This window comes from Micromonospora sp. NPDC047756, from assembly GCF_055587245.1.
Window position 1 is genome coordinate 490,766 of the sequence record NZ_JBVJGQ010000004.1, and the last position, 24,932, is coordinate 515,697.

The 24,932-nt window shown below is 72.5% G+C and carries 22 protein-coding genes and 1 riboswitch; of the genes, 11 read left to right on the forward strand and 11 right to left on the reverse strand.

Annotated elements, in window-relative coordinates; genetic code table 11:
* Positions 1 to 45 precede the first annotated feature (45 nt).
* Positions 46 to 249, reverse strand: a complete 204-nt coding sequence (locus tag ACZ6NZ_RS15475; protein ID WP_091402914.1) for a cold-shock protein — start codon at positions 247 to 249, stop codon at positions 46 to 48.
* Between the two features lie 325 nt (positions 250 to 574).
* Here ACZ6NZ_RS15475 and ACZ6NZ_RS15480 point away from each other — a divergent pair, with 325 nt between their 5' ends.
* Positions 575 to 1,105: a GNAT family N-acetyltransferase gene (locus ACZ6NZ_RS15480; RefSeq protein ID WP_366610814.1), complete on the forward strand. Its 531-nt coding sequence runs from the start codon at positions 575 to 577 to the stop codon at positions 1,103 to 1,105.
* Positions 1,106 to 1,612: 507 nt separating this feature from the next.
* Here the strand turns inward: ACZ6NZ_RS15480 and paaN are convergent.
* From paaN to ACZ6NZ_RS15500, 4 genes are all read right to left on the reverse strand, one after another.
* Positions 1,613 to 3,286: a phenylacetic acid degradation protein PaaN gene (gene paaN / locus ACZ6NZ_RS15485; protein WP_465858690.1), complete on the reverse strand. Its 1,674-nt coding sequence runs from the start codon at positions 3,284 to 3,286 to the stop codon at positions 1,613 to 1,615.
* 100 nt (positions 3,287 to 3,386) lie between these two features.
* Positions 3,387 to 4,406, reverse strand: coding sequence for a GNAT family N-acetyltransferase (locus ACZ6NZ_RS15490; RefSeq protein ID WP_465858691.1), 1,020 nt, complete (start codon positions 4,404 to 4,406; stop codon positions 3,387 to 3,389).
* Between the two features lie 264 nt (positions 4,407 to 4,670).
* On the reverse strand, positions 4,671 to 5,957 hold the full coding sequence (gene thrC, locus ACZ6NZ_RS15495; protein ID WP_465858692.1) for a threonine synthase: 1,287 nt from the start codon (positions 5,955 to 5,957) through the stop codon (positions 4,671 to 4,673).
* 10 nt (positions 5,958 to 5,967) lie between these two features.
* A riboswitch (SAM riboswitch) is annotated at positions 5,968 to 6,103 on the reverse strand.
* A gap of 68 nt (positions 6,104 to 6,171) precedes the next feature.
* Positions 6,172 to 7,134, reverse strand: coding sequence for a DMT family transporter (locus ACZ6NZ_RS15500; RefSeq protein WP_465858693.1), 963 nt, complete (start codon positions 7,132 to 7,134; stop codon positions 6,172 to 6,174).
* A 91-nt stretch (positions 7,135 to 7,225) separates the two neighbouring features.
* On the opposite strand from ACZ6NZ_RS15500, the gene ACZ6NZ_RS15505 reads away from it, so the two are divergent.
* Positions 7,226 to 7,531, forward strand: coding sequence for an ArsR/SmtB family transcription factor (locus ACZ6NZ_RS15505; protein WP_465858694.1), 306 nt, complete (start codon positions 7,226 to 7,228; stop codon positions 7,529 to 7,531).
* Between the two features lie 397 nt (positions 7,532 to 7,928).
* On the opposite strand, the gene ACZ6NZ_RS15510 is transcribed toward ACZ6NZ_RS15505, so the two are convergent.
* Positions 7,929 to 8,384 carry a DoxX family protein gene (locus tag ACZ6NZ_RS15510; RefSeq protein WP_465858695.1) on the reverse strand — a complete coding sequence of 152 codons (456 nt, stop codon included), beginning with the start codon at positions 8,382 to 8,384 and terminating at the stop codon, positions 7,929 to 7,931.
* A 381-nt stretch (positions 8,385 to 8,765) separates the two neighbouring features.
* Here ACZ6NZ_RS15510 and ACZ6NZ_RS15515 point away from each other — a divergent pair, with 381 nt between their 5' ends.
* On the forward strand, positions 8,766 to 9,371 hold the full coding sequence (locus tag ACZ6NZ_RS15515; RefSeq protein ID WP_465858696.1) for a DUF4232 domain-containing protein: 606 nt from the start codon (positions 8,766 to 8,768) through the stop codon (positions 9,369 to 9,371).
* Here ACZ6NZ_RS15515 and ACZ6NZ_RS15520 read toward each other — a convergent pair.
* The gene (locus tag ACZ6NZ_RS15520; protein ID WP_366610830.1) at positions 9,361 to 10,227 is read right to left on the reverse strand and encodes an ABC transporter permease; all 867 of its coding nucleotides are present in this window, start codon (positions 10,225 to 10,227) and stop codon (positions 9,361 to 9,363) included. The two genes, ACZ6NZ_RS15515 and ACZ6NZ_RS15520, sit on opposite strands and share 11 nt — an antisense overlap.
* Positions 10,227 to 13,091: an alpha/beta fold hydrolase gene (locus ACZ6NZ_RS15525; protein ID WP_465858697.1), complete on the reverse strand. Its 2,865-nt coding sequence runs from the start codon at positions 13,089 to 13,091 to the stop codon at positions 10,227 to 10,229. Before ACZ6NZ_RS15525 ends, ACZ6NZ_RS15520 begins: the two co-directional genes overlap by 1 nt.
* Positions 13,092 to 13,463: 372 nt before the next feature.
* Here ACZ6NZ_RS15525 and ACZ6NZ_RS15530 point away from each other — a divergent pair, with 372 nt between their 5' ends.
* The 8 genes from ACZ6NZ_RS15530 to ACZ6NZ_RS15565 all read left to right on the forward strand — a co-directional run bounded on the left by ACZ6NZ_RS15530 (position 13,464) and on the right by ACZ6NZ_RS15565 (position 22,755).
* A complete protein-coding gene (locus ACZ6NZ_RS15530) occupies positions 13,464 to 14,642 on the forward strand; it encodes a hypothetical protein (protein WP_465858698.1) in 1,179 nt (392 codons plus the stop codon).
* Positions 14,629 to 17,244 (forward strand): sensor histidine kinase, encoded by a 2,616-nt coding sequence (locus ACZ6NZ_RS15535; RefSeq protein WP_465858699.1) that lies wholly within the window; start codon positions 14,629 to 14,631, stop codon positions 17,242 to 17,244. The genes ACZ6NZ_RS15530 and ACZ6NZ_RS15535 overlap by 14 nt, the downstream gene beginning before the upstream one ends.
* Complete coding sequence (locus ACZ6NZ_RS15540; RefSeq protein WP_091402960.1) at positions 17,241 to 17,714, forward strand: roadblock/LC7 domain-containing protein; 474 nt, start codon at positions 17,241 to 17,243, stop codon at positions 17,712 to 17,714. The genes ACZ6NZ_RS15535 and ACZ6NZ_RS15540 overlap by 4 nt, the downstream gene beginning before the upstream one ends.
* A complete protein-coding gene (locus ACZ6NZ_RS15545; RefSeq protein ID WP_465858700.1) occupies positions 17,711 to 18,193 on the forward strand; it encodes a DUF742 domain-containing protein in 483 nt (160 codons plus the stop codon). The genes ACZ6NZ_RS15540 and ACZ6NZ_RS15545 overlap by 4 nt, the downstream gene beginning before the upstream one ends.
* On the forward strand, positions 18,171 to 18,926 hold the full coding sequence (locus tag ACZ6NZ_RS15550) for a GTP-binding protein (protein ID WP_357257297.1): 756 nt from the start codon (positions 18,171 to 18,173) through the stop codon (positions 18,924 to 18,926). Before ACZ6NZ_RS15545 ends, ACZ6NZ_RS15550 begins: the two co-directional genes overlap by 23 nt.
* Before the next feature lie 37 nt (positions 18,927 to 18,963).
* Positions 18,964 to 19,476, forward strand: coding sequence for a hypothetical protein (locus tag ACZ6NZ_RS15555; RefSeq protein WP_366610838.1), 513 nt, complete (start codon positions 18,964 to 18,966; stop codon positions 19,474 to 19,476).
* 36 nt (positions 19,477 to 19,512) lie between these two features.
* Complete coding sequence (locus ACZ6NZ_RS15560; protein WP_465858701.1) at positions 19,513 to 21,726, forward strand: AAA family ATPase; 2,214 nt, start codon at positions 19,513 to 19,515, stop codon at positions 21,724 to 21,726.
* A 93-nt stretch (positions 21,727 to 21,819) separates the two neighbouring features.
* Positions 21,820 to 22,755: an NHL repeat-containing protein gene (locus ACZ6NZ_RS15565; protein ID WP_465858702.1), complete on the forward strand. Its 936-nt coding sequence runs from the start codon at positions 21,820 to 21,822 to the stop codon at positions 22,753 to 22,755.
* A gap of 51 nt (positions 22,756 to 22,806) precedes the next feature.
* Here the strand turns inward: ACZ6NZ_RS15565 and ACZ6NZ_RS15570 are convergent, their stop codons facing one another.
* From ACZ6NZ_RS15570 to ACZ6NZ_RS15580, 3 genes are all read right to left on the reverse strand, one after another.
* Complete coding sequence (locus ACZ6NZ_RS15570) at positions 22,807 to 23,316, reverse strand: GNAT family N-acetyltransferase (RefSeq protein WP_465858703.1); 510 nt, start codon at positions 23,314 to 23,316, stop codon at positions 22,807 to 22,809.
* Positions 23,317 to 23,465: 149 nt separating this feature from the next.
* The gene (locus ACZ6NZ_RS15575; protein WP_465858704.1) at positions 23,466 to 24,347 is read right to left on the reverse strand and encodes a hypothetical protein; all 882 of its coding nucleotides are present in this window, start codon (positions 24,345 to 24,347) and stop codon (positions 23,466 to 23,468) included.
* Positions 24,316 to 24,915, reverse strand: coding sequence for a DUF3618 domain-containing protein (locus tag ACZ6NZ_RS15580; RefSeq protein ID WP_465858705.1), 600 nt, complete (start codon positions 24,913 to 24,915; stop codon positions 24,316 to 24,318). Before ACZ6NZ_RS15580 ends, ACZ6NZ_RS15575 begins: the two co-directional genes overlap by 32 nt.
* Positions 24,916 to 24,932: the final 17 nt, after the last annotated feature.

The window sequence follows — 24,932 nt, forward strand, 5'->3', positions numbered from 1 at the left end:
CGCCCCTGCCGCAGCCCCGACTCGCGGGCCGATCGGCCAGGAAGCTCAGCCGATGACGCGTACGTGCTCGGCCTGTGGGCCCTTCTGGCCCTGGGTGATCTCGAACTCGACCCGCTGACCGTCGTCCAGCGCCTTGTAACCGTCCATCTCGATCGCGGAGAAGTGGACGAAAACGTCCTGCCCGCCGTCGACGGCGATGAAGCCGTAGCCCTTTTCGGCGTTGAACCACTTCACGGAGCCCTGTGCCACTGTGCACTTCCCTCACTCTGCCCGGCGTTGCCTGACTCGGCGCACGGCACGGCCGGGCGCCCCGGACCACCGACTCAGCGATCGATGACCGCCATTGAATCAGGTGACCGAAATCGCACGCTACACGAGGACTGACGGCCGCGCACGGCCACAAATCAGACACACTCCGAGGCGTACCGACCGCACTGATCGGTCGAATTACCGGGCCACCGGATCCGCCCGCGTCATTGCGAAATGGAGGGACGGTCGCCGGGCGGCCCGGAGATGACGACGATCGGGCCCGGCTCGCGAAAAGCCGTCCCTGCCCTGTGGTAGGTATGCGGACATGACCACCGACAAGGGCCCGCCGGCAGTGCGGCTCGCCGAGATCCGCCGGGTCCGGCCCGAGGATGCCGCGCGGATGCGGGCGCTACGCCTGGAGATGCTGGCCGACGCGCCGTTGGCCTTCCTGGAGACCCTGGCGGACGCCGCGGCCCGACCGCACAACGAGTTCGCCGCTCGGGTCGCGTACACCTCGGCCGGCGCCGGTAACGCGCAGTTCGTCGCCGACCCGGGCGGCCGGCTGGTCGGGCACGCCGGTGGTACGACCCACCCGAACGAACCGGGACTGACCGTGATCTACGCCGTGTACGTCACGCCGGCCTGGCGCGGCAGTGGCCTGCTCGGCGAGCTGATCGACGGGGTGGCCGCCTGGTCGCGGGCCTGCGGCCGGCCGGAACTGCTGCTGGAGGTGGTGGTCGGCAACGACCGCGCCTACCGCGCCTACCAGCGCCTGGGCTTCAAGGACACCGGGGTACGGGTCCCCCACCCCACCATCCCAGCCCTGACCGAACTACAGATGCGCCGCCCCGCCTGACCCACGAACGACCCCAATGATTCACCCGCCCCCCGGAACGAATGACCGCCCCTGCCGCCGGCACCGCCAAAGCGGTCCGCGCCGCGTCGCCCCGTCGATCATGGAGTCGTGCTGGGTGACAAATTGCGCACGTAACACCAAGCCAGCTGCCCTTCTCCGCGATCTTGCACTTCCTGCCCCGGCATAGTGGGCATTTCGCCCATCTCGACGACCGAAACCGCAAGATCGGCGCAGCCGCCGCGTTTTTTGAGGAACACTGCTGGGAGTTCGCCGTGCCCCGTGGCCCAGCAACGCAACGCAGAGGTTCCGGGCCGGACACGCCGACGACAACCGCGCCCACGGCGGGTTTCCGGGGCAGCCCGACCCGCGCAGGGATCAAGCCTGACCGCCCGAAGCGGGTCGGGCTGCCCCGGAAACCCCCAACCGCGACCAGGACGGGCCGCCCCGGAAACCCCCAACCGCGACCGCAACGGGCCGCGCCGGAAATCCCCGACAAGAACCCGAAACTCAGATGTGCCGCCGCGACTGCACGATCCGGAACCGGTTGGCGACGTACGCCCCGTCGGTCAGCGCCGAGTTGGCCGCCGCGTTGGCTCCGCTGCCGTGGAAGTCGGAGAACGCCGCCGACTGGTTCACGAAGACACCGCCGGTGAGGTTGCAGGACAGGTGCACCCCGACCTCGACCGCCACCGCCTCGGTTGCGTCCAGCACCGCGTCGTCGGTCGAGTAGACAGCGGCGGTGAGCGCGCCCTTCTCGCCGACCGTCCGGCGCAGCAGCTCCAGGCTGTGCGCGGTCGAGTCGGTCGCGATGGCGAACGAGATCGGCCCGAACCACTCCCGGCCGTACGTCTCCGCGTCATCCGCGGTCAGCTTCACGATCGTCGGCGTGCGCACCACCGCGTCGGTGTACGACGGGTGGGCCACGGCCCGCGACTCCAGCACCGGCTCGCCGACCTTGGTCACCTCGGCCAGCCGTTCCAGCACCCCGTCGTTGACGATGGCGCCGGTCAGCTCCACACCCCGGGCCGGGTCGGCGGTCAGCTTGCCGACGGCGGCGGCGATCCCGCCGGCCACCTCGTCGAAGCTCTTGTGCCCCTGGTCGGTCTCGATACCCCCGGCGGGGATGAGGATGTTCTGTGAGGTGGTGCACATCTGCCCGCTGTAGAGGGTCAGCGTGAACCCGAGGTTGCGGCACATGCCGGCGAAGTCGTCGGTGGAGTCGACGACGACGGTGTTGAGGCCGGCCTTCTCGGTGTAGACCGATGCCTGCCGGGCGTGCGTCTCCAGCCAGTCGCCGTACTCGGTGGAGCCGGTGAAGTCGACGATCCGGATGGCCCGGTGCAGGGCCAGGTCACTGGCGAGCTTCTCACCGGGCGCCTCGGCCGCCAGCATGATGAGGTTCGGGTCGAACCCGGCCTCGGCGAGCACCTCCCGCGCGTACTTCACGGTGATGGCCAGCGGCAGCACCGCACGCGGGTGCGGCTTGACGATCACCGGGTTGCCGGTGACCAGCGAGGCGAACAGCCCGGGGTACGAGTTCCAGGTCGGGAAGGTGTTGCAGCCGATCACCAGCGCCACCCCACGCGGCACCACGTGGAACGTCTTGGTCATCCGCAGCGGGTCACCCTTGCCGGCGGCCTTCTCCCAGCCCGCCGTGCCCGGGTGCCGGGTCATCTCGGCGTACGCGTACGCCAGCGCCTCCAGCGCCCGGTCCAGCGCGTGCGCGCCACCGGCCTGGAAGGCCATCACGAACGCCTGCCCGCTGGTGAACTGCACAGCGTTGGCCAGCTCGAAGATGTGCTTGTGCAGCCGGTCGAGGATCTCCAGGCAGACGCCCACCCGGGCCTGCGGGCCGGCGTCGCGCCACGCCGGCAGCGCGGCGGAGGCGGCGTCGACCAGCTCACCGGGCATGGCGTGCGGGTACCGCACCGCCAACTCCACCCCGAACGGGCTCGTCTCGGTGGCGACCCGAGCGCCCGCGCCGGGCTGGTCGAGCGGGAAATCACCGCCGAGGTACGCCTCGAAGGCGGCCTTACCGTCGGCGGCGGCGGTCTCGCCGTACACCCGGGGGCTGGGGGATTCGGGATAGGCGGACCAGTAGCCCCGCTCCGTGATCGCGGTCAGCGCACGGTTGAGGGTGTCGGCGTGCCTGTCGTACAGGGGATGCGGGGTCTCCGTCATGCCCGCCATCATGCCTGAGTCACGTCCGCGAGCAGTAGCGCGAATGCCCGGCAGCGGTTCATGCCTGAGGACGCACCACGAGCAGTAGCGTCGGTGCCCGTCAGAAGGTGAGCTGCCAGTCGGTCCAGGCGTCCACCGGGCGGAAGCCGAGCTGCTCGTTGATCGCCACCATGTAGCTGTTGCTCGCCGCGTTCCAGGTGTCGATCACCTGTACCGCCGGCTCGTGGGTCAGCAGGTGGTGCAGGTTCTCCGCCTTGGCGATGAGGCCGAGCCGGTGCCCACGGTGGGCCGGGTCGACGATGGTGATCTGCTGGTACGCGTGCCAGTCGGCGGCGGCGCCCACGTCCAGCAGGGTCCAGGCGACCAGCCGGCCGGACGCCTCGTGTCGCATCCCGAGGTGGTAGCGTCGCCGGCCCCGGGCGTCCAACGCCCGTTCGTTGCCGCGGATCCGCTCGGCGTCCACCTGCTCCGGTTCCCACTGCACGTCGCCCATGGGCGCGTCCATCAGCAACCGGCCGTCCAGGTAGGCGATGTCGGCGACGTACTCCTGCGGGGTGGAGCCCTGCCAGCAGACGGCGTGATAGCCCTCGGCGCGCGGCCGGGCCTCGGCGAGCGCCGCCCGCAACGCGATCCGGTCGATCTTGCCGACGTCGAGCCGGCGGCGTACCTCGGCGAGAGCGGGCTGGGCTCCGGTCGCGGCGGCGAACGCGTCGCCCGCCCCGCTCCGGGCCGGTCCGCCGGGCAGCGCGGAGACGGCCATCCCCACCACCCGCTTGCGGCCGTGCTCGCGGAGCAGGCGCAGCGCGTACTCGCGCAGGGCCCGGCCGACGCCCCGACGCCGCAGCCGCGGATGCACCAGCAGCTCGACGGTGGCGTTGTCGGTGTTGTCGAGCTGCGGCAGGTCCAGTTGCAGGTAGCCGGCCGGCTCGCCGTCCAGACGGGCCAGCGCCCACAGCGACCGGGTGCCGGGCATCGGAGTGTGGAACAACGCGTCGAAGCGACGCCGGCAGAAGGGCGGGAAGTCCGGCAGGTCGGCGTCGTTGGCCGCCGACCCGATCCGGTACGCCTCGTCGACCGACGTCCGGTCAGCGTCGTCGAACGACGCGATGGTGATGCTCATGCCGGTGAGCGTGCACCGCACAAAAGCGATCAGGCCAGCGAATTATCGCTGGCCTGATCGAACGTTGGTCGGGAGGGACACTCGCACAACGCCTCCGGCGTTGGGTCGCAAGAACTTCAAAAGTCTTCGGCGAAATGCCCTCCCGCACGGAGCATCTTGCGCCGTCCGGTTCCTGCCGTCAAGTCCGTAGGGGCGGGTTTTCCACACTCACAGCGAAAACCCAGTTACCGGCTGATCCACTCGGCCCGGTGCCGGGCGGGCCGTTCAGCCCAGGAGGCCGGCGTCGCGGGCGGCGCGCAGCGAGGGCTTGATGTGGTGGGTCGGCCCGACCTGGCCGGCCACCGCGTCGATGGTCTTCAGACCCTCGCCGGTGTTGAACACGACGGTCTCGGCCTTCGGGTCGAGCCGGCCGGACTCGACCAGCTTGCGCAGCACCGCCACGGTGACCCCGCCGGCGGTCTCCGCGAAGACCCCGGTGGTACGGGCCAGATCGCGGATGCCCGCGCGGATCTCGTCGTCGTCCACGTACTCCATCCAGCCGCCGGTGCGGCGGACCGCCTCCAGGGCGTAGAGGCCGGCTGCCGGGTCGCCGATGTTGAGTGACTTGGCGATGCCCGTGGGCTTGACCGGGACGATCGTGTCGGTCTCACCGTGCAGCGCGACGGCGATCGGGTTGCAGCCGGCGGACTGCGCCCCGAAGACCTTCCAGCCGTCGGCGGGCGCCTCGACCAGGCCGATCTCCACCAGCTCGGAGAACGCCTTGTCAATCTTGGTGAGCAGCTCGCCGCTGGCCATCGGGATGACCACCTGCGCCGGGATCCGCCAGCCGAGCTGCTCGGCCACCTCGTAGCCGAGCGTCTTGGAGCCCTCCGCGTAGTACGGCCGGACGTTCACGTTGACGAACGCCGTGTCCTCGAACTCGTCGGTCTCCACCAGCTCACCGCAGAGCCGGTTGACATCGTCGTACGAACCGTCGATGGCGACCAGTTCGCCGCCGTAGACGGCGGTGGTGATGACCTTGCCCTGCTCCAGGTCGCTGGGGATGAAGACCACCGAGGGCACCCCGGCGCGGGCCGCGTGGGCGGCCACCGAGTTGGCCAGGTTGCCGGTCGACGCGCAGGCGAACCGGCTGAAGCCGAGGGCCTTGGCGGCGGTGAGCGCCACCGAGACGACCCGGTCCTTGAACGAGTGGGTCGGGTTGGCACTGTCGTCCTTGACCCAGAGCGGCGCGGTGATGCCCAACTCGGCGGCGAGGTGCGGGGCCGCCACCAGTGGGGTCAGGCCCGGGTCGAGGGTGACCCGGCTGGCCGGGTCCTGTCCGGCGGGGAGCAGGGCGGCGTACCGCCAGATGTTGTTCGGGCCGGCCTCGATCTGCTCGCGGGTGACGGTGGCCAGCGCGGCGGTGTCGTAGTCGACCTCCAGCGGGCCGAAACACTCGTAACAGGCGTGCTGGGCGGCGAGCGGGTAGCGGGCCGAACAGGCACGGCAGACCAGGGCGCGGGCGGGGCTGGCAGCGGTGTCGATGCCGGAGGCGACGAGCGTCGACGTCATGTCGAGGGTCCTCTCATCTTTCCCCGCATCGCACGGTGCGGCGGGGACGGAATTGGCACCTGCCCCGCGGGTCGCTCAGCGGTGAGCGCGCGGGGTGGTTGCCGGGGCGTCGTCGGGCCGTATCCCTCAGCCCCTCTGGATGAGGTATTCAGTTGTGCCGTCGAGTCTAGGACAACGCTGTCGGCCGCTGCTACCACTGATCCCAGGTATTGGGTCAGCGGAAACTGACCGCGACGGGGTCGGTCACCGCGATCGGGTCCGTCACCGCGCTCGTCTGGGGCAGCGCCGCGGCCCGGGGCCGGGCGGCGAGGTTCGCGGCGATCAGGGCGGCGATCGTGATGGCGGCCCCGACCAGTTCGACGGGCTCCGGGCGGTAGCCGCGGGCGATCTGCACCGCGAACGTCGTCACCGGAACCAGGTTCATGAACAGCGCGGCGTTGGCGGCGCCGAGTCGCTGCACGCCGGTGTTCCAGGCCAGGACCGCGATCACGGCACCCACCAGCACGGCGTACGACAGTTGCGGAGCGACCGCCACGAGGTCGGCGGCGGCCGGCGCGTGCTGCCAGCCGACGGCGTCGGCGCCGACGCTCAGGACGAGCATGGCGGCCGTGCCGGCGAGCGCGGTCAGTGTGGTGAAGCGCAGCGGCGACCACTCGCCGAACCGGCTGGCACCGTGGGTGTAGATGCCCCAACCCAGCACCGCGCCGATCATCATGAGCCCACCCAGGCCGAACTGGCCGAGCCCGGCCAGGCTCCCGCGCGTGATCACCAGACCGACGCCGAGGAGCGCCACCAGGGAGAGTGCCAGCAGGAGCGGCTTCGGGCGTACGCCGTCGCGAGCCCAGCGGACCAGCTGGGTGATCACCGGGGTGGTGGCCACGAAGAGGGAGATCTGCTGCGGGGCGGCGTGTTCCAGCGCCAGGTTGGTGAGCAGGTTGAAGCCCGCGAAGCCGACCACTCCGAGCACCACCACCTCCAGCGCCCGGCCGCCGTGACCCAGCGCGCCGACGCCCTCGCGCAGCAGCAGGATGGCGACCAGGACGACGGCGGCCAGCAGGTAGCGCGCGGTGGTCAGGTTGAGCGGGTCGACCCGGTGAAGCGCGCTGGCCAGGATCGGGAACATCACGCCCCAGCCCAGCACGGCGACCAGTGGGTACGCGGTGGCGCGGGATCGCATCGGCAACTCCAATGTTCGAGTATCGTCGAACCAACGACACCGACCATAGGACGTTGTTCGATAGTTGTCGAACAAGGGTTACACTGGTCACATGGAGCCGCACGAACCCGACCTGACCGCCGTACCGGTCACCACCGTGTTGGCCGCACTCGCCGACGACGTGCGGCTACAGATCGTCCGGGCGCTCGCCGAGGGCGGCGAGTCCGCCTGCGGCAGTTTCGACTTCGGCGTCTCCAAGGCCACCCGCAGCCACCACCTCAAGGTGCTGCGCGAGGCGGGGCTGACCCGGACCCGGGCGGCCGGCACCAGCCGACTGGTCCGGCTCCGCCGCGACGAGTTGGACAAGCTCTACCCCGGCCTGCTGGACGCGGTCCTCAGCCGGCGTCCGCCGGCCTGACCCCGCCCCGCCTCGGCTCGCCGGCCGCGTGCGGTCCGCGCGGCCGCAGCAACCGGTGGGCGGCGGCGCGTGACCTCGGCGGCCGGTGAGCGGTGGCGCGTGACCTCGGCGGCCGGTGGGCGGCGGACCGTGACCTCGGCGGACCGGGAGATGCCTCCGACGCTCGCTGTGGAGCTGAATCGTCTACGGCATCAGCGAGAAGTAGCACCGCGACCGCGGAGTGTCGGCCGGTCCCGGGCGGGGCCTGCCGGCCGGCCCCAGCCCCGCGGCACATCGGCCGACCCTGACCGGGCGCGTCGGCCGACCCCGGCCCCCCGGGCACATCGGCCGACCCCTGACCGGGCGCGCCGCCGAAGCCGCCTCGTCGAGGCTTCGGCGGCGCGCGGTTCGGGTCTGGTCAGACGGACACCGTGCCGGGCTCGGCCGCCGAAGCCGATGCCGAGGGGGCGTCGGCGCGACGCCGGGCGAGCAGCGAGTCGAGTGCCCAGGCACCCGGGCCGAGCGCCGCGACCAGCAGGAACGCCCAGCAGAAGAGCGCCGCCAGCTCGCCTCCGTTGTGCAGCGGGAGCACGGCATCCGGCTGGTGCACCACGAAGTAGGCGTACGCCATCGAGCCGGAGGCGAGCAGCGCGGCGGGGCGGGCGAAGAGCCCGACCAGCACCAGTACGCCGCAGACCAACTGGATCAGGGCGGCCCACCAGCCCGGCCAGGTGCCGAACGGTACCGCCTTGCCAGTCATCGGGTTGCCGCCGAACAACCCGAACACCGAGGACAGGCCGTGCAACGTGAACAGCAGACCGATCACGATGCGGAACAGGGACAGGATCGGCCCGCCGAGCCGAGAGACGTTCATCAGACCTCCATCGAGGAAATTGAATGGGTCTCCACGATCCTGAGGCACGCGGGCATCGAAAATCATAATTTCCTTGCTGGTGGGAAAATCCTCCCCGAAAATGGTCCGACGTTTCCTCGCCCCGCCCCGCCCCTACTCCGCGATCTTGCGCTTTCTGTCCCGACAGAAGGGGCGCATCCCTCCATACCGACAGCGGAAACTGCAAGATCGACGCAGAAGCGCACTCGAGCGCGCGGGGGCGTGCCAGGTCGGCACTTGCGTGGTCGGCCTGCCTGCGGCGCCGACCACGGCGGACCCTGTCTGGCCTCGTGACGCGGGCTGCGGGCGGGTCGGGGCGACGCCGGACGCCAGCGAGGCACCTCCATGGGCGAGGATCAACGGATGATCTCCCGCGACACGGCAGCACTGCGACGCATCGCCGCGACAGTCGCGACGACTCTCGTGCTCGGCGGCTGCACTCGTGACCATGAAGGCCAGGGTGGGGACCCGAGCGGACCGCCGCCCGCCGCGTCGAGGCCGGAAGCGGACCCGACCGCCAGCACCGAGCCGCCGGCCGAGTGCCCGGCCAGCGGCGTTCGGATCCGGTCGACCGGTGGGGACGCCGCGATGGGCCTGCGCGCCCTCGGTCTGGAACTGGTCAACTGCGGCGAGCACCCCTACCAGCTCAACGGGTACCCGGTGCTGCACGTCTTCGACGAGGAGCGCGAGCCGGTCATGCTGCGCGTGGTCAACGGCGCCAAGGAGATCACCTCGGGCTTCGATCAACCGCCCCAGCCGGTCACCCTCCTCGCCGGGGAGCGGGCCACCGCCGTGGTGCTCTGGCGCAACCTGGTCACCGACTCGACGGTGGTCGCCACCAACGGCGAGTTCCTGACGGTGGCGCCCGCCGCCGCGCAGCCGGCCGAGGAGGTCGACCCGGACGGGCCGATCGACCTCGGCAACACCGGCCGGATCGGCGTCAGCGCCTGGAAGAAGGCTACGACGTGATGTCCTTGCGGGTGAAGCGCCAGAACGCCAGCCCCCAGAACAGCGTCGCGTAGCTGACCGCCGATATGCAGCCGCGCACCACGTCGTCGGTCTGCACCGGTGTCGACAGCAGCCCCAGCCAGGCGGTGCTGAAGTGGGTCGGCAGGAAGTCACGCAGCGCGCCCAGGGCGGTGATCTGGTCCAGGATGCTGGACAGGATCCAGAGCAGGACCGCGCCACCCACCGCGCCCAGCGCCGCGTCCGTGATCACCGACAGCAGGAACGCCAGGCCGGCCACCACCAGCAGGACGACTGCCAGGTAACCCAGCACGGCCAGCAACCGGAGCAACCCCTCGGTGGGTTCCAGCTCAGCGGCGACGGTGCTGCGCAGCGGCGACCAGCCGTAGCGCAGGGTGCCGGCCAGCAACGCGGTGCCGGCCAACAGCAGCAGGGCCAGTCCCGAGTACGCGAGCGCGACCACCAGCTTCACCGTCAACAACCGCGCCCGGGGCACCGGGACCGCCAACAGATACCGCAAGCTGCCCCAGCTCGCCTCGCTGGCCACCGTGTCGCCGCAGAACAGCGCGACGACCACCACCAACAGGAACGACGCCGACACGAAGATCGAGAACAGGGTGAAGTTGAGCCCACCCGAGGTGGCCAGCTCGACCAGGCTGGCGAACTCGTTGCGGCCGTTGTCGTCGTCACCGCCCGAGTCGAACTGGAACGCGATCAGGATGATCAGCGGCAGCACCACCATGAACCCCAGCGCCAACTGGGTCCGCCGCCGGGACGCCTGCCGACGGAACTCCGCCATCAACGGCAGGGTGGCCGACGGCCGGTAACCACGGGCCTCACCCGCGTCAGTAACAGCCATCACCGGTCACCGCTTCCCCGAGAGTTCTCGCCCACCAGGGCGAGGAACGCGTCCTCCAGGCGCCGCCGAGGCACCACCCGGTCCACCCCGATGCCGGCGCGCACCAGCTCCGCCACCACCTCGCTGCGGGCCGTGCCGTTGGTGTCGACCACCAGTTGGCCGTCGCTCTCCGGCAACACGCGGACCCCGTGCAGCCGGTCCAGCACCGCCCGCGCCGCCACCGGGTCGGTGACGTCGAAGAGCACGCTCGGCGACTCGCCCACGATCTCCTCCACCGGCCCGGACGCCACGATCCGGCCCTTGTTCACCACCACCGCGTGCGTGCACGTCTGCTCCACCTCGGCCAGCAGGTGACTGGAGACCAGCACCGCCCGGCCGTCCGTGGCGTACCGCTGGAGCACCCGGCGCATCTCGGCGATCTGCGGCGGGTCGAGCCCGTCGGTCGGCTCGTCCAACACCAGCAGTTCGGGCAGACCGAGCATGGCCTGGGCGATGGCGAGCCGCTGGCGCATACCGTGGCTGTAGTTCTTGATCCTCCGGTGCACCGAGTCACCCAACCCGGCGATCTCCAGCGCCGCGTCGAACTGCGCGTCCTCCCACGGCCGCCCGGTGGCCCGCCAGTACGCCTTCAGGTTGTCCAGGCCCGACAGGTACGGCAGGAAGCCCGGCCCCTCCACCAGCGCCCCGATCCGGGACAGCACCGGCGAGCCGGGCACCAGCCGACGACCGAAGACGTAGATCTCCCCGGCGGTCGGCTGGGTCAGCCCCATCAGCACCCGCAGGGTGGTGGTCTTACCGGCGCCGTTCGGCCCGAGCAGACCGACGACCTGACCCGGGTGCACCTCGAAGTCCACGTTCGACACGGCGACGAAGCCGTCCGCGTACTCCTTGCGCAGCGCGCGCACGGCCAGCGGGGTGTCCGCGTACTCCGGATGGACCGACCGGTCCTGGCGGCGGTGCCGGCGGCGGACCAGGGCGACGACCACGACGAGCCCGATCACGATGGCGGCGAGCAGGCCGGCCAGCACCCAGCGCCAGATCGTCGCCGCGGTGGGGATCGGCTCACCGCTGACCGTCGGCAGGCTGACCACGCCGTCCGCGGCCACCGTGTAGACGGTCGGCGCGGCCGGCGTGGTGTACGCCTGGTCGGAGGTGGCCACCACCAGCCGCAGCCGGTGCCCGGCCTCCACCCGGCGGACGATGCCGGGCAGCGTCACGGTGACCGGGCGGGCGTCCTGCACCTGCTGCGGCAGGCCGGTGAGCCGGATCGGGGCGACCAGGCCGTTCGGCAGGGTGGCCGCCCCGTCCTTGTCGACGTCGTAGAGCTTGACGAAGAGCACCGCCTCGCCGGTCGGCGACGCGGCCCGCAGGGTGACGGTGGGCGCACCGGCCACGTCCACGGCCTCGGTCAGCGGGGTGGACTCGAACTGGGCGTGCTGGCCGGGCACGTCACCGGCCACGCCGTCGAGCAGCGAGGCGAGCCCGCCCGCGAACGGAATCGAGGAGATGGCGGCCGGGTTGCCGTTCGGCGGGTTCGCGATCGGCTGCGCCGGGCCGGCGACCGTCACCTCCCGACGGGCGTTGCCGGCGAGGCCCGGGTAGTCGGCGCGGCGGAAACCGGTGGCGACGAGACCCCGGTCGAGCGCGTCGAAGCCGGCGATCCGCGACCAGGTGAAGTCGTCGCCGGGCGCGTCCCCCTCGCCCTTGACGTAGTGGTCGAGCCACTGGACGGTCAGGAACTTCACCCGGTCGGAGTCCGAACGGGGCCCGCTGCCACCGTCGTGCCCGCCGGTGAACCAGGCGACCCGTACCGGGGTGCCGGCGGCGGCGATGCCCCGCGCGTTGGCGTCCGCCTCACCGAGCGGGAAGAGGGTGTCCGCCTCGCCCTGCACCAGCAGGGTGGGGGCCTTGATCCGGTCCAGCACGCCGGCCGGGCTGGAGCGCCGCAGCAGGTCCACGGCGGCCTGGTCGGCGCGGCCGGTGGTGGCGATCCGGAGGTACGCGGCGCAGACGTCGGCGGCGAACCGACCGCAGGACGGGTCGGCGGCACCCGCCGGGGCGCCACCGGGACCGGTGCCGGGGCCGGCACCCGGCCCGGGGCTGGGCGGGCCGGCCGACGCCGGTGCGCCCTGCGGCTGGGCGGCGATCGCTCCGGAGAGCCCGGCCGGGCCGGAGCCCACGTTGCCGCCGCCGCCGAAGAAGAGGCCGGCCCAGCCCTTCTTGAACACGCCCTCGGTCGGCGCTGCGCCGGTGCTCTCCGGTAGGAACGCGCGGGACAGGTCGTTCCAAGTGATCATGGGCACGATCGCGTCGACCCGGCGGTCCTGGGCGGCCAACAGCAACGCCAACCCACCGCCGTACGAGCCGCCAACCACACCGACCAACGGGTCGCCGGCCGCGTCGGTGCGCACCTCCGGCCGGGCGGCCAGCCAGTCCAGCAGCCGCTCGGCGTCGCGTACCTCGTAGTCCGGGTTGTCCAGGTGGATCTCACCGCCGCTGCGGCCGAAACCACGCGCGGTCCAGGTGAGCACCGCGTAGCCGCGTCCGGCGAACTCCTCCGCGTCGAAGCGCACCGACTCCTTCGTGCCGCCGAACCCGTGCGCCAGCAGCACCGCCGGCACCTTCCGGCCGGACGAGGCGTCGTCCGGCAGATAGAGGGTGGTGTCGAGGCTCACCGGCTCGTCACCGGACGGTCCGGAGCGGACGGTGAGCATCGCGCTCTCGGTGCGTACGCCCGGCCCCTGCGGCCACACCGCCCAGGTCACGGCGGCGGCCAACAGCACGACGACGACTGCGGCGGCGATCGCCCGGCGGCGGGTGGGCAGGGCACGCCGGAACCAGGCGGCCGGCGACGGCGATGTCATGCGGCACACGGTACGGCCCACAGCCTGAGCGTTGGCTGAGATCCGCCGTACGTCCGTCCGGTTGCCCCGATCGGTGCCCGGCGGGGTGCGAGCGCGCATCGTCCGACGCGGCACAGTGAGTTGAGTTCGGATCCCGTGAATTCCGATCTTAAGTAGATATCCACCTCGATCCCTCCATGTCACACCCACAGCGGACACGGAGCGTGGTGGTAACGCGGACAAATGGTGACATGACTCGAAGTGACGCGAACCTGACTCCCCGAGTGAGGTCTGACCTGGCGGCGGTTCGATTAGTTTTCCGGTCCGGTGCACGGGACTTGTCGGCCAGCCCGACGCCGCGCCGATCAGCGCCCCACGCCGGAGGAGACACACATGACAGTCCCCGCGCCGCGGGCCCGTCGACGGCCGTCCACGCTGGGCCGGCTGCTGCCCCTGCTGCTCATCGGAGCACTGCTGGCACCGTTGGGCCTGCTCGTCACGTCGAACTGGCGGCAGATCACCGACGACCGGGACCTCGCCGCCCGGGAACGGCTCGGCGTGCAGTACCTCACCGCGCTGGCGGCGGTCACCGACGCCCTGGTGGAGGCCCAGTCCAACGCGGTGAACGGTCGCCCCGTCGCCCGCGAGGCGTTGAACGAGGCCGTCGAGAAGGCCGCCGCGGTGGACGCCCGCATCGGCGGCGAGCTGCTCAGCCAGGAACGCTGGGCCGGCGTACGGGCCAAGCTGGAGGCGTTGCGCGGTCGCAGCGCCACCGACCCCGAGACGGCCTACACCGCGTACGGTGAGGTCTCCGACCTGCTGCTGGCCCTGCACCGCAAGGTCCGGGAGAGCTCCGGGCTGGTCCGCGACCCGGAGGCCGACTCGTTCTTCCTCCAGGACAGCGCCGGCCAGGAGCTTCCCGAGGCGGTGATCGGCGCCGGTCGGCTGGCCGACCTGTCCACGCTCGTCGCCCGCCGGCCCGCCGCCGAGCGACCGCGCGGCCTGCTGGAGCTGACCGGCCTGCGGGTGTCCGCCCTGACCCCCGCCGCGGACCTCGTCGACAACCTGCGCTCGGCAGTGGACGGTTCGGAGAGCACCGACCTCGGTGCCAACGTGCTGACCCCACTGGACACCTACCAGCGTTCGGTGGAGGCGCTCGCCGGGTACTCCCTGCCGGCCAAGGACACCGGCGTGGTCGACCCGGGCCAGTTGAGTGCCGCCGCGCTCAGCTCGCACCGCTCCGCCCGCCAGCTTCAACCGGTCATCCTCACCGAACTGGACTCCCTGCTGGCCGAGCGCATCGACCGGCTCGACCGGGACCGCTGGTTGACCGCCGGGGCGGGTGTCGTCGCCGTCCTGCTGTTGGGCTGGCTCGCCGCGTTGCTGGTCGCCGCCGCTCGCCGGGCGCAACGGCGGGCCGCCCTGGCCGCCACCCACTCGGAGAGTCCCGACACCCCGCCGCTGCGCGACCCGTGGCAACCGCCCGCCGACGAGGCCCATGCGCTGCAACCGGTCGGCGCGGCCCGTGACCCGGAGACCGCACAGTGGGGGGCGTTCGATGCTGCTCGGTAGGCTCCGGATCCGCGGCAAGCTCGCGCTGCTCGTGGTGATTCCGCTGCTCAGCATGGTCGGCCTGGCCGTGCCGGTGATGCTCGACCGGGTCGCCGCGGCTCAGCGGGCCGGCGACACCGCCGAACGGGTCCGGCTCGCCAGCCGGGTCGGGAGCCTGGTCCAGGACCTCCAGCAGGAACGCATCCTCTCCGTCGGCTTCCTGCTCGGCCGGGTCGAACGCAGTGAGCTGGTCCGTAAGTCCGCGGACGTGGACGACCGGGTGGCCGACCTGCGGGCGGCGCGGAGCGACGCGCTGACCGAGCAGGTCGACCGCGCCCTCGACGGCGTGTCCAGCCTCGTCGAGCTGCGCACGGCCGTCCTGGCCGGGGCCGCCAAGCCGACCCAGGTGATGGACGCGTTCGGCCCGGTCAACAAGGGCATCATCGAGTCGCTGCGGCTGGTGGTCGGGGTGGACACCGACACGTTGCCGGGCCGTCAGGTGCTCGCCCTCGACGGGCTGCTCCGCTCCGACGAGGGCCTGGGCACCTGCGCCACCCTGAGCCTGTTGGTCAAGGCGATCGGCACCCCGGACACCACTGCCGGGTACGTGGCGTGCATCGCCGCGCTCATGGTCGACAACTCGCGCTTCCGCAGCCTGATCACGCCCGAGCAGCTCAAGGTGGCCCAGCTCAACGACGCCGCCGTGGCCGCGCGTACCAGCCCCGACTTCCTGGTCAGGAGCGCCCGGGATCCGGCCGCCGCTGTCCGCCCCGTACCGATGGAGGCGCTCTTCCCGGCCGTCCGCACGATGATCCGGCTGGGCCAGTTCGTCGAGAAGAAGTTGATCGCCGACGTGCTCGCCGAGGTGACGGCCGAGCAGCGGCGCGCGCTGACCGCCGCGTACCTGGTCGGTGCCGCGGCGGCGTTGATCCTGACGCTGGTGGTGCTGCTCAGCGTGGCCGTGGCGCGGACGGTGGCCCGACCACTGACCCGACTCACCCGCTCGGCCGACCGGGTCGCCCGGGTCGCCGAGGCGGAACTGGTCCGGGTCACCGACGACGAGGTGGAGAGACACCAGGCGGTTCGGCTGGAGCCGGTGGACATCCGCGCCAACGACGAGATCGGCGACCTGGCGCGCGCCTTCGACCGGGTGCAGAACACCGCGGCGCAGCTGGTCGAGCGGCAGGTCGCCGGCCGACGCAACGTGGCGCAGATGTTCGGCCACGTCGGACGGCGTACCCAGAACCTGGTGGGTCGGCAGATCGCGCTGATCGACCGGCTGGAGCAGCAGGAGGCCGACCCGGGCCGCCTGGAGCACCTGTACCGGCTCGACCACATCTCCAGCCGGTTGCGGCGAAACGCCGGCAGCCTCGTGGTGCTCTCCGGCTCGGCCGGGGCCGACGCGCACACCGCGCCGGTGCCGCTGGCCGACGTGGTCCGGTTGGCGCTCGGTGAGATCGAGGACTACACCCGGGTGGAGGTGCAGGTCCCGGCGGGCGTCTCGGCCGCGCCGGCGGTGGTCGGTGACCTCGTCCTGACGCTGGCCGAGCTGATGGAGAACGCCACCGTCTTCTCCCCGCCGCACACCCGGGTGCTGGTGGCCGCCGAGACGTCCGGCCTCGGCGTACGTCTCACGGTGGTGGACCACGGCATCGGCATGAGCCAGCAACGCCTGGCCGAGGAGAACGCCCGGTTGACCCGCCGGGAACGTCTCGACCTGGCCCCGACCGAGGTGCTCGGCCTCTTCGTGGTGGGCCGGTTGGCCCGTCGGCACGGCTGGCAGGTCGCCCTGGCCGCCACCGGCGGCGGAGGCGTGACCGCACAACTGGAGATCCCGTCGACGTCGCTGGTACGGCGCCGCGCCGACCGCGCCGGGGCCACTGTGGCCCGCGCCGCGGTGCCGGATCGGGACCGGCGTACGACGGCGACGCCCGAGCACGAAGCACGGCCCAGCGCGGTGGCCGTCGCCGCCGCGCCGGCCCGCTTCGACTCGGACCTGCTGAGCCGGGCCACCCTCAGTCTGGACGCCGGCCCGTCCTGGAACGCGTTCGGTCGGGGCGAGCCGGAGCAGGCCGCTCCGGAAACCCCGGAACCGGAGCCGGTGAGCAAGCCGGGCGGGCCACGGGTGCGGCAGCGGGTACCCGGGGCCACGCTGCACGCCACCGCCCCGGCGACCCGGCCGGTGGACGCCACCGGCGCGGACCCCGCCGCTGCCCGCGCCCTGGTCGAGGCCTTTCAAGCCGGCGTACGCCGCGCCGAGCTGCACGGGGCGCCGGGCCTCGACCGCGGCTCGGCGCGGACGGTCGGCGACCCGTCGGCCGGCGCCGGGGCGGCCGTGGTGGACTTGGGCCCGACCGTCGACCTGCCCAGCACCCCGGGAGGCGCCGGCCCCACGGTGCCGCGTGGTGGTGGCTCGACCGATGCCTCGCCGGAGCGGCCCCGGTTGAGCCGACGGGTGCCGGGAGCGAACCTCACCGCCATTCCGGTCTGCCAGCCGCCCAGCACCGACCTCGGTGACCCGGCCGAGGTCCGCGACCTCATCAGCGAGTTCGAGGCGGGCGTCGCCCGCGCTCTCCGCGAAGTCAGCCCCGACCACCGGAACGAAGAAGGATCATCACGGTGACCAGCCCCTTCCTGCACGACAACGTCGACCAGAGCCAGCCCAGCGCCAATGGGGACCTCAGCCCGGAGGCCCGTACGTTCAACTGGTTGCTGGACTCCTTCACCTCCAGCACCGCCGGAGTCCTGGAGGCGATCGCGGTCTCCTCGGACGGCCTGCTGATGGCCATGTCGGCGATCAAGGATCGGTCCAACGCGGAGCGGTTGGCCGCCGTGGTGTCCGGAATGACCAGCCTCGCCGGTGGGGCCGCCAGTTGGTACGCCCTCGGCGGCCTGAACCGGGTGATCGTCGACATGGCCGACGGCTACCTGCTGATCAGCGCGATCAGCAGTGGTTCCGTGCTCGGGGTGGTCGCCGACCGTTCGGCGAACCTGGGCACCGTCGCGTACGAGATGACGCTCTTCGCCGGGCGGGCCGGTGGCGCCCTGACCCCGCGACTGATCGTCGAGTTGAAGAACGCCGTTCAGCAGTGACCCCCGACGTCGCCGGTGAGGATCCGGATCCGAGAGTTCGGATCCGGCCGTACCTGCGCACGTCACCCCCGACCGGGGTGGGCGCGGCGGCGACACCGGCGCTGCCCGAGCCGGAGCCGGACGGGGACCAACCGAGCGGTCCCCGTCCGTTCGTGCTCACCTCCGGGCGGGTCGCGGGTGTCGACCCGGCGATCGGGTTGGAGACCCAGGTGACCGCCCGCATGGACAGCGGCTGGTGGGCCGGCCCACCGGGCGCGCTGCTGGCACCGGAACTTCAGACCATCATCGCGCTCTGCGCCGAGCCGATCTCGGTGGCCGAGATCTCGGCCCGCGCCCGACTGCACTTCGGCGTGGTGCGGGTCCTCGTCGGCGATCTGCGCGCCGCCGGGCACCTGGACGTGCATGTGACGAACACCGACGACGCTGTCGACCCCGATCTCATCCTGCGAGTGATTGATGGACTCCGTGCGATCTCCTGAATGGCCGGTCGCCCCGCTCGGCGGGGTCGCCGCGAACAGCGCCGCCGCCCGTTACGGCATGTCCCCGGGCACCGGGCCGATAGTCGGGCGGGCCGGCCCACCGCCGACCGCACCGCCGCCGTACCGGCCCCCGTCCGGTGCGGGGTCCGGCCCCTCGACAGGTAAGCCGGCCGCACCGCCGATCCCGGTCAAGATCCTGGTGGCCGGTGGGTTCGGGGTGGGCAAGACCACCACGGTGGGTGCCATCTCCGAGATCGCGCCCCTGACCACCGAGGCCGAGATGACCACCGCCGGGATCGGAGTGGACGACCCGGGCGCCCGGTCCACGAAGACCACCACCACTGTGGCGATGGATTTCGGCTGCGTGACGATCGACCGCAGCCTGAAGCTCTACCTGTTCGGCACGCCGGGGCAGACCCGGTTCGGCTTCATGTGGGACGACCTGGCCCGGGGGGCGCTCGGCGCGCTGGTGGTGGTGGACAGCGCCCGGCTGGACGACTGCTTCCCGGCCATCGACTTCTTCGAGCGGGCCGGGCTGCCGTTCGTCGTCGGGGTCAACGCCTTCGACGGGCGACTGGCCCTGGAACTCGGCGAGATCCGTTGGGCGCTGGCCATCGGTGATCATGTACCCCTGGTGCAGTTCGACGCCCGCGACCGGCTCTCGGTGCGGGACGCACTACTGGTCGTCCTGGACCGCGCGCTGGACCGCGCCACCCGGGACAGGAGGGCCTGAGCCGACCAGCTCCGGCCGTGGCGGGAAGAGGTGATCTGTGAGGGGCGACCTGGACGAGACGCTGGCCCGGCTGGCCCGACGTGAGGAAGCGTCGCGCCGTCGGGCCGCCGACCGTGACGACACCACCGCACCGTCGGGGCCGCCCGGCCTCGGCGGCGACACCCGCAACGCCCGGCCGGGCCGGCACGATCCACGGCACGCGGGGGTGGAGACGCCGAGCGAGGTGGCCGGGTGGGGGCCGGTCGAGGAGGTGGCCGAGGCGGTCCGCCAGGTCGTCGGGGCCTACCCCGGGGTGGCGGTGACAGTGCAGGTGGAGCACGGCGGTCGGACGTACCCGATGCGGGTTTCCTGGGACGGCCCGGACGTCACCGTCGGACCGGTCCCCCCGCCGACGCCGGTCGAACCCCCGCCGGCCTGGCCGCTCTCTGGCCGGACGGTGCCGGCCTGGGCGCCCGGTCCGGACGGGTTGACGCCGGACCCGGCGGCCCGGTTGGCCGAGCTGATCCGAAGCGACCCGACGCTGCTGGACGGGCTGGATCCGCGGCGCTGACCGGCGGGGCTGGCTGCCGGCGGCTACGGTCGGGCAGTGGCGCAACCCGACCTGACCTTGACGGCGAGCCTGCGGCCGGCGGCGCTGGACGCCCGACGGGGCATCGTGCGCCTGCACCCGGAGGCGATGACAGCGCTGGGACTGCGCCCCGGCGACCCGGTCCGCCTCGTCGGCCGCCGGGAGACGGCCGGGATCGCGGTGGCGGCCGGGCCGGGCGCGAGCAGCGCCCTGCTGTACGCCGACGACCTGACGTTGGGCAACCTGGGTCTGCGTGACGGGGGTCAGGTGCGGGTGAGCCCGCTGCCGTTGGTCCCGGCGGGCCGGGTCGTCCTGGCCGGGCCGGTGGGGGTCGTCGCGGCGGTCAGCCCGGAGATGCTCCGCCTCGCCCTGCTGGGCAAGGTGCTCACCGCCGGGGACGACGTGTCGCTGCTGCCGCAGGACGTGCTGCCGGACGCCTCGGTCCGCAGTCTGGTCGAGGCGGCGCGACGCAGCCTCGCCAACACCGTCGGCTTCGCCTGGACCAGCACGCTCCTCCGCGTGGTCGAGGTGGAGCCGGCGGCCGGCGCGCTGGTCACCATGGGCACAGCGGTCGCCTGGGAACACGGTGCGACGACCCACGGCGGGCCTCCCCCGACCGGTGCCGCGTCGACCCGGCCGGTTGCGAGCGCCGACGCCGTTGCGGCGGACGACGCGCCCGACGTGGACGAACTGCCCGGGCTGCGGGCCCAGGCCGAGGAGCTGACCGAGCTGCTGGACCTCGGCTTCCACCACCGGGAGGTGCTGGGCCGGCTCGGCACCACCATCTCGTTGGGGGTGTTGCTCGTGGGTCCGGCGGGCTCCGGGAAGTCGGCGCTGGTCCGGGCCGTGGCCGCCCGGGTCGGTGCCCGTGTTCACCCGCTCTGGGCGCCGGAGGTGGCGGCGTTGGCCAGCCAGGCCGCCGCCGAGCGGTTGCGCGCCGCGGCGTCGGCGGCCCGGGCCGAAGGGCCGGCGGTGCTGCTGGTCACCGACGTCGAGGCGCTCGCGCCAGCCGACGATCCGGGTCCGGTGGCGACGGTGTTCCGGCAGGTGCTCGCGGAGAGCATCCGCGCCGGCGTCGCGGTGGTCTGCACGACCGGCCGACCAGAGGCGGTCGACCCCGCACTGCGCGCGCCCGACCTGCTGTCGCTGCGGATCAGCGTCCCGCTCCCGGATCAGGCGTTGCGCCGCGAACAGCTCACCGTGCTGACCCGGCAGGTGCCGCTGGCCGACGACGTCCGGCTGGACGAGGTGGCCGCGCGTACCCCCGGGTTCGTCGCGGCGGACCTGGCCGCGCTGGTCCGGGAGGCCGGGGTACGCGCGGCGCTGCGGCAGAAGTCCGCCGAGACGCCGACGGTGTCGATGGGCGACTTCACCGCCGCCCGGGAGGTGGTCCGGCCCACCACGATGGCGGCTTCCACACTGGATCTGGCCTCGGTGACCCTCGACGACGTGGGCGGCCTGGACGAGGTCAAGCAGACGCTGACCGAGTCGGTGCTGTGGCCGCTGACCTACCCGGACACCTTCGCCCGGCTCGGCGTTCAGCCACCGCGCGGTGTGCTGCTCTACGGGCCACCGGGCTGCGGCAAGACCTACCTCGTCACCGCGCTGGCCGGGTCGGGGCGGGCCAACGTGCTGTCGGTCAAGGGGGCCGAACTGCTCTCCAAGTGGGTCGGTGAGAGCGAACGCGCGGTCCGCGAGCTGTTCCGTCGGGCCCGGGAGGCGGCCCCCACGCTGATCTTCCTGGACGAGGTGGACGCGCTGGCCCCGGTACGCGGCCAGGCCACCGACGGGGGCACCACGGACCGGGTGGTCGCCGCCCTGCTCACCGAGTTGGACGGGGTGGAGACGCTGCGCAACGTGGTGGTGGTCGGTGCGACGAACCGGCCGGACCTGGTCGACCCGGCGCTGCTGCGGCCAGGCCGGTTGGAGCGGCTGGTCTACGTGCCGCCGCCGGACGGACCCGCCCGTGCGGAGATCCTGCGGGCCGCGTCCCGGCAGGTGCCGCTGGCACCGGACGTCGACCTGCCGGCTCTCGGCGACGAGCTGCCCGGCTTCTCCGCCGCGGACTGCGCGGCGCTGATCCGCGAGGCGGCGCTCGCCGCGATGCGGGAGTCGCTCGCCGCCGCCACGGTCACCGCCGAGCACGTGTCGAGAGCGCGGGCCCGGGTACGACCGTCGCTGGACCCGGCCCAGGTCAAGTGGCTGGCCGACTACGCCGCCAACCGGGAGTGATCAGGCCGGCACAACCTTTTGCGGCGCGGGAGACGTTCCTAGTACGTCACATTCCCCAGTGGATGTCTCCACTGCGACGTCAGGTGGTGTTCCGTGCGCAAACGGCTCTCTCTCCTCCTCGCTCCCCTGGTGGCGGCGGCGACCCTGGTCCCGGTCGGCGCACCGGCGGCGGCCCGTCCCGCGAAGCCGTTCCCGGCCCGGATCGCGCTGCCGAACGGGTTCACCCCGGAAGGGCTGACGATCGGTCGGGGCACCACCGTGTACGTGGGCTCCGTGCTGAACGGCGCGGTGTGGCGGGGTGACTTACGCACCGGGCGCGGCTCGGTGCTGATTCCCGGCACACCGGGAACCGCCAAGGCGGGCATGAAACTCGACCGGCAGGGCCGGCTCTGGACGGCCGACTTCTCCGGCGGCGGGGCCAGCGTGTACGACCCGGGCACCGGGGGTGCCCGGCTGGCCCACTACCAGTTCACCACCGACCCGAACACCCTGGTCAACGACCTGGTGATCACCAAGCGGGCGATCTGGTTCACCGACTCCGTCCGTCCGGTGCTGTACGTGGTGCCGCTGGACCCGGGTGGTCGTCTGCCGGCCTCCGACGCGTTCCGGGTGCTGCCGCTCACCGGCCCGGGCGCGACGCCGGACGCGTTCAACAACGGGATCGTGGCGCTGCCGGACGGTGATCTGCTGGTCGCGCAGATGCTCACCGGTCAGCTCGTGCGCGTCGACCCGCGTACCGGCGGCAGTCGCCTTTTCGACCTGGGCGGCTACTCGGTGGACCGGGCCGACGGGCTGGTCCTGCAAGGTCGCACTCTCCACGTGATCCGGAACCTGACCAACGTCGTCGCGGTGGTCCGGCTGAACGCCGGCTACACCGCCGGAGTGGTCCAGCGGGAGATCACCGGCCCGCAGCTGCGCTCGCCGGCCACCGGCGACCTGCTCGGCTCGGCGTTGTACGTGGTCAACGGCCGGTTCGACGTGGAGTCCACGCCGAGCACCGACTACGACATCGTTCGGCTGCCGGCCTGACCCAGGCGGTCGGCGGCGACTTGTTGTGGTCGTCGCCGACCCACGGCCAGCTCAGAGGGCGGGCGGTGTCGAATCGAGGCAGATCTCGGCGCGTACCTTGCCGTCGTCCTCGCGTAGTTTCGCGCCGCTCTTCCGCAGGACCGCGACCGCGCCGATGTTGTCCGGGGTCGTCTCGGCGACGACCGCCCGCATGCCAGCCCGCGCGGCGGCGTTCAGCAGCTCCCGCAGGGCGGCAGCGCCGATCCCCTGCCCGCGCGCCGAGCGCCCGAGCCACATCCCGGTCTCCACGGTGCCGGGCTCGTCACAGCGCGTCATCCGCACCATGCCCATCACCTCGCCGCCGACGAGGATGGCGTACATCTGGGAACCGGTCGGGCCGTCCAACCCACCGAAGCTCGCCCGGTGGAATTCGCGGAACGCCTCGCGACGGGCGAGCGACCAGCCGGCGGGCGCCTCGACCGGGGGCATCACGTCACCCGGCTCCGCCTCCGCAGCCGCTACGGAGAGCAACGGCTCCAGGTTGCTCTCGTCCACCGGCTCCAGCCGGACCGCACCCGCCACGTGCCGCAGTCTGCCGCCCTCATCGGCCGAAGTCCACCCCATTGGCCATCCACTGGCGGTCCGGACAGCGGTACCGGCCGGTCGGGCGGCCCCGGTGTTCCACATCACGCTCTGTTGTCACCCGACCGGGTGTCACCCGCCCGAACCGCCTACCCGAACTCGCAGAACACCACCGAGGCGTCGTCGCTGGGCTTGTGCCGGCGCAGTCGGTCGGGGTGGTCGCGCTCGGCGACTCGCACCCGGTCGATCAACACCGCCGGGCCGTCGGCGGTCAGCAGGTCGAGCAGACCGGCCCAGTCGGTCAGCGCGAACTGCTCCACCGCGCTGGACGCGCCGTCGCTGAGCAGCGCCGCCCGCCGCAACGCCCCCGGACCGCTCCGAGGCGCGGTCCCGGTGACGGCGTGGAAGGCCGCGTCCGGGTCGGCCGCCGCCACCCAGTAGCCGTGGGTACGGTTCATCCGCTCCCGCTGGACGCTCACGGCGTGCCGGAACCGGGTGACCGGGTCCGCCGCACCGCCCGGCACGACGGCCACCGTCTCCCGCAGCTCCGCCATCGCCGCGTCCAATCTGTTGTCGGTGACCACACTGACCTGCCCGCCGACGTCGAGGACCAACGGGCTGTCGCAGAGCACCAGATAGTCCACCTGGTCGCCACAGTCCCGCAGGAGACACACCGTGCTGGACGGGGTGCCCGGGTGGTCGAGGTCGCACTGCCCGCCGTGGTCGGCGCGGACCGCGAGGATGGCCGCCGCCAGGTTGCTGGTCAGCCGGGCCGCCGGGCGCACCGCCTCGGCGACGCCGATCCGGGCCGCCAGGTGCCGGACGTACCACTCGGGCCCGTGCACGCAGCCGGTGTCGAAGCCGTCCGGCACCGTCGCGCCGTCCAGCACACCGACCAACGGGCCGAACCGGAAGACCAGGTCCTCGTTGACCGGCTGTCCCGGGGCCGGCGCCGACGCGGAACGCACCCGCATCACCGGCGCCGGCCCACCGGTCGGGTCAACGCTGTCGAAGGTCGTCGACGGCCGCATGCGTCTCTCCCTGCACCTGACCGGCGGCCGAACGGCCCTGGTCGCGTACCGCGGACACGCCCTGCTGGGCACTGGACCGGACCGACTGCGCCGCCTGCTGCGCGGGCTCCCGCAGGTTGTCCTGCATCTGGTGGCCGACCTGGCTCGCCTGCTCGCGCAGCTCACCGGAGTGCTCACTCACCATGTTCCGCGCGCGCCCGGCGAGTTGCCGCTCCCGTCCGCTCGGCGGAATCAGGGAGGCGGCCAGCAGACCGACTCCGAAGGCGACCAGGCCGGCGGCCATCGGGTTGCCCTGAGCCTGCTCGCGGGAGTGCTGCCCGAGTGAACGGGTCTCGTCGCGTACCGAACCAGCCGCGTGCGACATCCGTTGGCCAGCCTCCTGGCCCAGGTGGTTCGAGCTGCCCATCATCTTCTCCTTCGCTCGGGTGAAAGCCCCTCGGGCCTGCCCGACGCGGTCACCGGCGATCCGACGCGGGTTGACCCTGTCGGTCAGCGCGTCGACGTCACTGCTCAATTCGTTGCGGGTGGTTTCGATCTCCCGCCGGATCCGATCCGGATCACTGGACATGACCTGTTCCCTCCCGA

What these genes read in the sequence shown, in the direction of transcription:
- ACZ6NZ_RS15480 (WP_366610814.1), top strand. Translation starts at nt 575, where the DNA reads ATGACCACCGACAAGGGCCCGCCGGCAGTGCGGCTCGCCGAGATCCGC.
- paaN (WP_465858690.1), bottom strand. Translation starts at nt 3,286, where the DNA reads ATGACGGAGACCCCGCATCCCCTGTACGACAGGCACGCCGACACCCTC.
- ACZ6NZ_RS15490 (WP_465858691.1), bottom strand. Translation starts at nt 4,406, where the DNA reads ATGAGCATCACCATCGCGTCGTTCGACGACGCTGACCGGACGTCGGTC.
- thrC (WP_465858692.1), bottom strand. Translation starts at nt 5,957, where the DNA reads ATGACGTCGACGCTCGTCGCCTCCGGCATCGACACCGCTGCCAGCCCC.
- ACZ6NZ_RS15500 (WP_465858693.1), bottom strand. Translation starts at nt 7,134, where the DNA reads ATGCGATCCCGCGCCACCGCGTACCCACTGGTCGCCGTGCTGGGCTGG.
- ACZ6NZ_RS15505 (WP_465858694.1), top strand. Translation starts at nt 7,226, where the DNA reads ATGGAGCCGCACGAACCCGACCTGACCGCCGTACCGGTCACCACCGTG.
- ACZ6NZ_RS15510 (WP_465858695.1), bottom strand. Translation starts at nt 8,384, where the DNA reads ATGAACGTCTCTCGGCTCGGCGGGCCGATCCTGTCCCTGTTCCGCATC.
- ACZ6NZ_RS15515 (WP_465858696.1), top strand. Translation starts at nt 8,766, where the DNA reads ATGATCTCCCGCGACACGGCAGCACTGCGACGCATCGCCGCGACAGTC.
- ACZ6NZ_RS15520 (WP_366610830.1), bottom strand. Translation starts at nt 10,227, where the DNA reads ATGGCTGTTACTGACGCGGGTGAGGCCCGTGGTTACCGGCCGTCGGCC.
- ACZ6NZ_RS15525 (WP_465858697.1), bottom strand. Translation starts at nt 13,091, where the DNA reads ATGACATCGCCGTCGCCGGCCGCCTGGTTCCGGCGTGCCCTGCCCACC.
- ACZ6NZ_RS15530 (WP_465858698.1), top strand. Translation starts at nt 13,464, where the DNA reads ATGACAGTCCCCGCGCCGCGGGCCCGTCGACGGCCGTCCACGCTGGGC.
- ACZ6NZ_RS15535 (WP_465858699.1), top strand. Translation starts at nt 14,629, where the DNA reads ATGCTGCTCGGTAGGCTCCGGATCCGCGGCAAGCTCGCGCTGCTCGTG.
- ACZ6NZ_RS15550 (WP_357257297.1), top strand. Translation starts at nt 18,171, where the DNA reads ATGGACTCCGTGCGATCTCCTGAATGGCCGGTCGCCCCGCTCGGCGGG.
- ACZ6NZ_RS15575 (WP_465858704.1), bottom strand. Translation starts at nt 24,347, where the DNA reads ATGCGGCCGTCGACGACCTTCGACAGCGTTGACCCGACCGGTGGGCCG.
- ACZ6NZ_RS15580 (WP_465858705.1), bottom strand. Translation starts at nt 24,915, where the DNA reads ATGTCCAGTGATCCGGATCGGATCCGGCGGGAGATCGAAACCACCCGC.